Origin of the sequence: Chamaesiphon polymorphus CCALA 037 (assembly GCF_003003845.1) — a bacterium.
In the GTDB taxonomy this organism is placed as follows: Bacteria; Cyanobacteriota; Cyanobacteriia; order Cyanobacteriales; family Chamaesiphonaceae; genus Chamaesiphon; species Chamaesiphon polymorphus.
This window is the reverse complement of sequence record NZ_PVWO01000338.1, coordinates 1-6,649: the sequence shown is the minus strand read 5'-3', so window position 1 is coordinate 6,649 and position 6,649 is coordinate 1. Positions and strand designations below refer to the sequence as shown.

Genomic DNA, 6,649 nt, shown 5'->3' with positions numbered 1-6,649 from the left:
ACATTAAATCGACAGTGTTGTCGAGTCAAGGTGACAGTGTTGTCGAGCCAAGGTATAGTTTTCAATCTTTGCCAACAAACTAATTCCTCCCAACTCCGCACTCCCAACTCCGCACTCCCAACTCCATCCTAACGATCGATCTGGATGGGTTCGATTTCTTCGGCTAGCTCGAAGCCAAAGATTTGAGCGTAGAAATAAAACTCGCCAGTGAGGGCGCGTTTGATATTTTCGGCTTGACGGAAGCCGTGTTGTTCGGTGGCAAAGGTAACATAAGCAACGGGAATATGTTTGGCTTTAAGTGCGGCTACCATTATTTCTGCTTGATTTGGCGGGACGACTTTGTCTTCTAATCCTTGAAAGAAGGCGATCGGACAGGACAGTCGATCGGTAAAATAGAGGGGCGATCGCGCTTGATAAAGATCGGCTTGAGCTGGATAGGGAGCGACTAATCGATCGAAATAGCGAGATTCAAATTTGTGTGTTTCTTTGGCAAGTAAAGCTAAATCGCTAATGCCATAATAACTCGCACCTGCTTTGAAGGTATCGCCAAAGGTCAGCGCGCATAGAGTAGTATAACCGCCCCCACTCCCTCCCGAAATTGCCAATCGGTTGGCGTCGGCTAAACCTTGCTGCACCAAATAGAGTGCGGCATTGGTGCAATCATCGACATCGACAATACCCCACTTGCCATCGAGACGATGTTGATAGGCTTTGCCATAGCCAGTACTCCCACCATAGTTGACATCTACTACTGCAAAACCGCGACTCGTCCAATATTGGGTTTTGAGGCTGAGTTGGTTGGAAGTGGCTGCGGTAGGCCCGCCGTGACTTTTGACGAGTAAGGGTGGTTTCTCGCCGAGTAATGGTTGATAGTTGGGATTGGTCGGTGGATAATAAAATGCATACGCAGTGTTCCCATCGGTAGTGGGAAATTCGATCGACTCAGGGATCGAGAGATAGCGAGGATCGATTTTTAAGCGATTGGAACGTTGGAGAATTTCTCGCGTTTCTGTCAGTAGATTAATGGCGATAATTTCATTGGCCTGAGTTGTAGAAGCAGCAGTGCAAACTACTGAATTACCAACCGCGCGCACGTTGCTAATATCTGTATACGGCACATGCAGCCGCGTCAGATGTCCGCTGAGGGTATTGACGATCGCCAGATGCCAGACGCCGCGTTGACTGTACGTGCAAACGATGCGATTGCCTACTAGTGCATAAGTTGACATCCCAAATACCCATTGGGGGAGACCAAATTCGGCATCTAATTCACATACGGGCTTAACTGTGCTACCGTGCCAAGAATAGAGATTGCCCCAACCCGTGCGATCGCTAACAAAATATAATGTATCGTTTCCAGCCCACTGAGGCTGAAAGATGGCTTGATTCGCACCGCCAGCAATCAATGATGGTGCGGCAAGATAACCGTTAACGATATTGGCAACTTGTAAATTAGTGCCATCCCAAGGCAAATTGGGATGATTCCAACTTAACCAAGCGAGCCTACTCCCATCTGGACTCAATCGCGGCGCAGCATAAAAGTCACAACCACCAGCCATGACTTGGATATCATCTGGTTTGTTCAGATCGATACTGACGATCGTATTTAATGGTTCTAAGTCTGCCGAATCATGTTCTTCTTGTACGCAGATCAATCGGTGACGCACGGTATCGACACTCAGATCTGCATAGCGTTTCTTTTTGTCGTGGGTGAGTTGTCTAACTTGCTGTGGCTGCTCCGATCGTAAATCCTGGACGTACAGACAGTTATCGCTGATATTACTAAAATAGACGCAACCATCGACGACGGTATAAGCTGCACCACCATACTCATGCACGCGGTTGCGCACGTTATATTCTGGCGGCGTCACGTCCGTATTTTTACCGTCTGGGGTGTGCCTAACAATGACACTGCGTCCAGCTTCTTGGGGACGAGCTTCCAACCAATAAATATCTGCGCCATCGATGACGATCGAACCAAGTCCGATCGTATCTGCGACGATCGCATCCGCCGTAATCGGAGACTTCCACGAACCAAAGGGAGCAAGTTGCATAGTGGCGATCGATTGAGAGTAGTGTAAGATCGTTCGTGCAACGTTCACCGTGTGAAATCGTCAGTACAACTGAGCTTGCACGACTAGGCGCATAGTACTGACCCAAAACTCGCCTACAAGAATTCTAACCGATCGTGTATAATCCGCAGCCTCGATATTTACAATTGACAGCAGGGAGAGGGGAGCGCGAGCCGCAAATTAGCAACGCCTCATCAGCAACTAAGCTTATGCTGCGTTAATAAAGAACAGGGGTTTAAATCCCAACCCTAACATCCTAATCATCAATTATCAATTATTAATTAATTTAATATCTAAAGATGCTCGGACTCGATCGAGTGGCATTTCCCACATCGATAACCAATCGACACCGAATAAGGGTTGTGCGGCTTTACCCATCATCCAACCAGTCGTTAGTGCTGTTAGATATCCATCGGCGGCTTCGATATTATATATTGAGGCTTTGAGCAGATTTTTGGTCATTAGTGCCATCCAAAACCGCGATAATTGGAGTTGGGCAACACAAAATGCTTGCAACTGAATCTCGCCGTGCATATCGATCGAACTACCCGTCACTACATGCCAGATATCGTGGGTTTCGCGCATGTGGTTGTCGATAAATTCGGCTTCAGTAGTTGCAGGTGATGTTACCAGGTGTTGGAGCTGATGGCGGAGCATATAGTCGGCATAATAGTAGCCTAAAGTATCGCTCGGTAATTGGTGTAAAGCGTTGAGATCGATCGATCCCAATGAGCGACGATTCGTCAAGGCGATGCGGCTATGGGGAGATCGAGCCAGGTGTTCGATGGTGAGATCTGTGCTGTGAGGATCGCGGCTGGCGGCTACGAGTCGATCGATCTTGCTGAAGTCACCATCTGCTGCTTCGGTAATGGCAATAACGCTAGAGAGCATCGATTGTTGCCAAGTTTCTGGTTTTTGGAGCGTATTTAACATAGCTAAAGATTGTTAGAGATTTTAGATTTTGGAGTTGATATTTCTATATACGTTCTGGTTGGATAAATGGATCTCAACACGTTCTTTATTAGTTGCAATTTCAGTTATGGAATTTGCACCTCCGCTGCTTGGTGTGCATTATATAAAACATTTGAGATCTTCTAGTGGGAGAGGGCGGGTTTGTTCGATCTCGAACAGTACAATCGATATTTGCTAGCATAAACCCGCCCCTACAGATCCATTTAGAGATTCAATTCCCGAAATTGTAGCCAACCCCAGCGAGGATACCGACATCTGCATTCCGATTGTCTGGAAAACCTGCATTGAGCCTAACTGTACCTGTAAAATTCTGGGAAACGGGAATATCGACGCCGCCAGAAATTGCGGGACTAATCAACAAACCTCGATCGTAGCGCAGCATCGCGCCGCCACCAATAAACGGCGAGATAATAGTTTGCCCAGCATTGTTACGAATTGGAAAATCGGCACTGACGATAATCATTGAAGTGGCGGCTCCCCCACCAAACAGGATCGTCGCATCGTGCAAGGAAAAGTTATCTGAAAATCTTACCTTCGTCAGAATGGCTACGCCATCCGTACCGAGCGCAGTCGTATTACCGCCTAATCCAATCGCACTCCCGATCCCGATATAGCCATTATTCTGATAACCGATATTTTCTGCTTGGGGAGCCGACTCAGCCGCGACTGGCAATGTATTTACAACCGCAAGGCTGGTTAACCCACAGAGCGTAAGTTGTAGGAATCTAGTAAAAAATTGAGACATCTGGGATTAAAGCTAGAGACTATCTCTTAATACGTCCGAACGTCATGGATGGATCTCTTTCACGTTGCTAGAGATTTAATTAGGTTATGTAAAGATCCATTCGATCGATCTAGACGTATAACTGTGAAGATTGAATAGAGAGCCTTTAGCGTCAATGAGTCAAAATTCTGTGGGTATTTATCTAACCTCATTCCAACCTCTGAGAGATTGACAAAAGAGGGATATTTTGATAGAGAATCCTAATGATTGTGAATGAAAATCGCGCTGAAGAAACCTCAGCGCGATTCGCATCAAGCAGACTATATAAGGAGATCTAACCGTTCGTATAAGTGTGGGCTAGAGCATTTGTAACTTTAGCTTCGCATGATTTTCGACTTTTTTTCTCTCTATCTGCTTTTGTACTACTTGTGTCAGGCAGTCAGAGTTGTGACTGTAAAGATCTAGCGATAAAAAAGTTAAAAATTAAGCTTCTACACCAACCTTGACAGTTTTATTACGATCGTCTTCAGCCTTGGGTAAAGTTAATTTCAGGATGCCATTCTCGTATTTGGCATGGACTGAATCGCGATCGATTTTCACAGGTAAATTAATCGCCCGATGGAACTTACCATAACGAAACTCCGATCTCTTGGTACCGCCTTCTTCGGTAGTTTGTTCTTCTTTGCGTTCGCCGCTGACAACTACAGAATAAGCCGTAACTTGTACGTCGATTTCCTCAGGTTTGAGGCCAGGTACTTGCAATTGTAGATAGACATTATCTGCATCGGTTTTTAGCTCTGCTGCTGGCATAAAAGCCGCCGCATCGACATTGCGCCGATCGCGCAGAGTTACTACAGGCGCATCGGTTAAACCTTCAAATAACCGATCCATTTCTCGGTGCAGACTAGTCACATTTCTCAAAGGTTGCCAACGAACTAATGTCATAAGATTACGTCTCAGATTTAAGTACGATAATTAAATGAGTTAGACATTGAATCGATTTCGGTTTGCCGACTGACGAGCGATGATTAGAGCTACATCAGTTATCGATTTCAACTTAATCTTAAGATAACAAAAGCCTCAACCTCTACGCGTTCGGTTCTCAGCCTAATTAGAGTGTACTTTACCGTACATCTAAGCGATCGCAATTAAACCCGATCGCGTAGATTAGCAATCATTCTAAGAGCGCGATTATAGCGATCGAGATTACCTGCGGCTTTAAATAAATTCGCAGCAAACTGAAGATCGGCAATGGCTTGAGTCCGATTGCCAGCACGTTCGTGAGCGATGCCTCTATTTAGATAAGCTAGAGCATATTTAGGATCGATCGAAATTGCCCGATCGTAATTTTGTAGCGCGCCAGCCGAATCGCCCAGGTCGTCTAGTTCGTTGCCCAAATTCATGTACGCTGGAGCGTAGCGAGGATCGAGTGCGATCGCCCTTTTAAAATCCTTAATAGCTTCAGGATGACGACCGTTTTTTGCCGATACAGTCCCGCGATTGTAGTAAGCTGTAGCAAATTTAGGATCGATCGAGATCGCCGTAGTATAGTCGGCAATCGCCCCCGACAAATCGCCTACAGCATCCTTGACATTGCCACGTTCGATATAAGCTTGGAAATAGCGAGCATCCAGGACGATCGCCCGATCGAAATTAGTTATCGCCAGATTGAAATTGCCCGCAGCCGCAGCCGTTAAGCCTTGCTGGTAATGCTCGATCGCCTCAGCAGGCTGAACTTCCACCCTAGCATGACTTGTGGTGGGATCGAGTGCGAATGCCAAACTAGCTTGTGGCGGAAATATAGTGGAGATCGCGATCGTCCCGAATAATAACCATGCGGTCACATTATGATTTCCAGCCATCTTAATCTTATTTCCTATCTCTACGAATAATCCTGTTATTACCAGAATGCCCTGTAGATCTCGCCACGATATCGGCACAAACGCACAAAGATTTAGCTAAAATCGATTTATTATCTGCTATTAATTGCCGACTACTCGCAGTGGGTAACCTTTATAGCCAATTTGAGCCAGCAAAGCTACCATAAAAGAATCGATCTGGGGATCGCAATCTTTGCGTATTGTGTAGACGATCGATGATAATTAAGTATTGTTAACTAAACCTTCTTTGAGCACGGTGAATAACCAGAGTACTGTTTCCGATACCAAGCGTAATTTCTACTCCCAACATACACGCCCGATTAATTCGATTTATCGGCGGGTGGTAGAAGAATTAATGGTAGAAATGCATTTGCTTTCTACTAATGTTGATTTTGCCTACGATCCGATTTATGCGCTGGGTGTAGTCAGCAGCTTCGATCGGTTCATGACCAGTTATCGTCCTGAAGGAGATAAACAATCGATTTTTGTCGCTCTATGTCAATCCATGGGTGGTAACGCCCAACAATATCGCACCGATGCCGCCGCAGTTGAAGAATTTGCCCGCAGTATGCAAGGTGGCGATATTATCGAGTGGATGGCTCATCCCACTGCCGACGGCATGGGAGCGCAACTAGCAAATACCCTCCAATCGATCGCCAGCAATCCCAAATTTAAGTACAGTCGCTTATTTGGCATCGGTCTATTTACAATTCTCGAACAAGCAGCACCAGACTTACTCAAAGACGAGAAAAAACGCGAAGCCGCGATTCTCCAAATTGCCGAAGCACTGCACCTACCCAAAGACAAAGCCCAAAAAGATCTAGATACCTACCGTAGCAATCTAGATAAACTAGTCCAAATGGAAGCAGTCATGGCCGACTTAGCCGAAGCCGAACGCAAAAAACGTGAAAAACGCGCGCAGGGGAAGGTAGAAGCTACTGTGGCGGCTGAGGCGGAGTAAAGGGGTGGATGGGTGGATGGGTGGATGAGTGGATGAGTAA

General features: G+C 46.1%; 6 protein-coding genes. 1 reads left to right on the top strand and 5 read right to left on the bottom strand.

All coding sequences use genetic code 11. The features are described from left to right. Positions 1-128: 128 nt before the first annotated feature. The 5 genes from C7B77_RS20920 to C7B77_RS20900 all read right to left on the bottom strand — a co-directional run bounded on the left by C7B77_RS20920 (position 129) and on the right by C7B77_RS20900 (position 5,630). Complete coding sequence (locus tag C7B77_RS20920) at positions 129-2,054, bottom strand: S9 family peptidase (protein ID WP_106309361.1); 1,926 nt, start codon at positions 2,052-2,054, stop codon at positions 129-131. Positions 2,055-2,342: 288 nt separating this feature from the next. Then, on the bottom strand, positions 2,343-3,005 hold the full coding sequence (locus C7B77_RS20915; RefSeq protein WP_106309358.1) for a Coq4 family protein: 663 nt from the start codon (positions 3,003-3,005) through the stop codon (positions 2,343-2,345). 250 nt (positions 3,006-3,255) lie between these two features. Beyond that, positions 3,256-3,789: a hypothetical protein gene (locus C7B77_RS20910; RefSeq protein ID WP_106309355.1), complete on the bottom strand. Its 534-nt coding sequence runs from the start codon at positions 3,787-3,789 to the stop codon at positions 3,256-3,258. Between the two features lie 462 nt (positions 3,790-4,251). After that, on the bottom strand, positions 4,252-4,713 hold the full coding sequence (locus C7B77_RS20905) for an Hsp20/alpha crystallin family protein (protein WP_106309352.1): 462 nt from the start codon (positions 4,711-4,713) through the stop codon (positions 4,252-4,254). A 203-nt stretch (positions 4,714-4,916) separates the two neighbouring features. Next, complete coding sequence (locus C7B77_RS20900; protein WP_106309349.1) at positions 4,917-5,630, bottom strand: tetratricopeptide repeat protein; 714 nt, start codon at positions 5,628-5,630, stop codon at positions 4,917-4,919. 274 nt (positions 5,631-5,904) lie between these two features. On the opposite strand from C7B77_RS20900, the gene psb29 reads away from it, so the two are divergent. After that, positions 5,905-6,609 carry a photosystem II biogenesis protein Psp29 gene (gene psb29 / locus C7B77_RS20895; RefSeq protein WP_106309364.1) on the top strand — a complete coding sequence of 235 codons (705 nt, stop codon included), beginning with the start codon at positions 5,905-5,907 and terminating at the stop codon, positions 6,607-6,609. Positions 6,610-6,649: the final 40 nt, after the last annotated feature.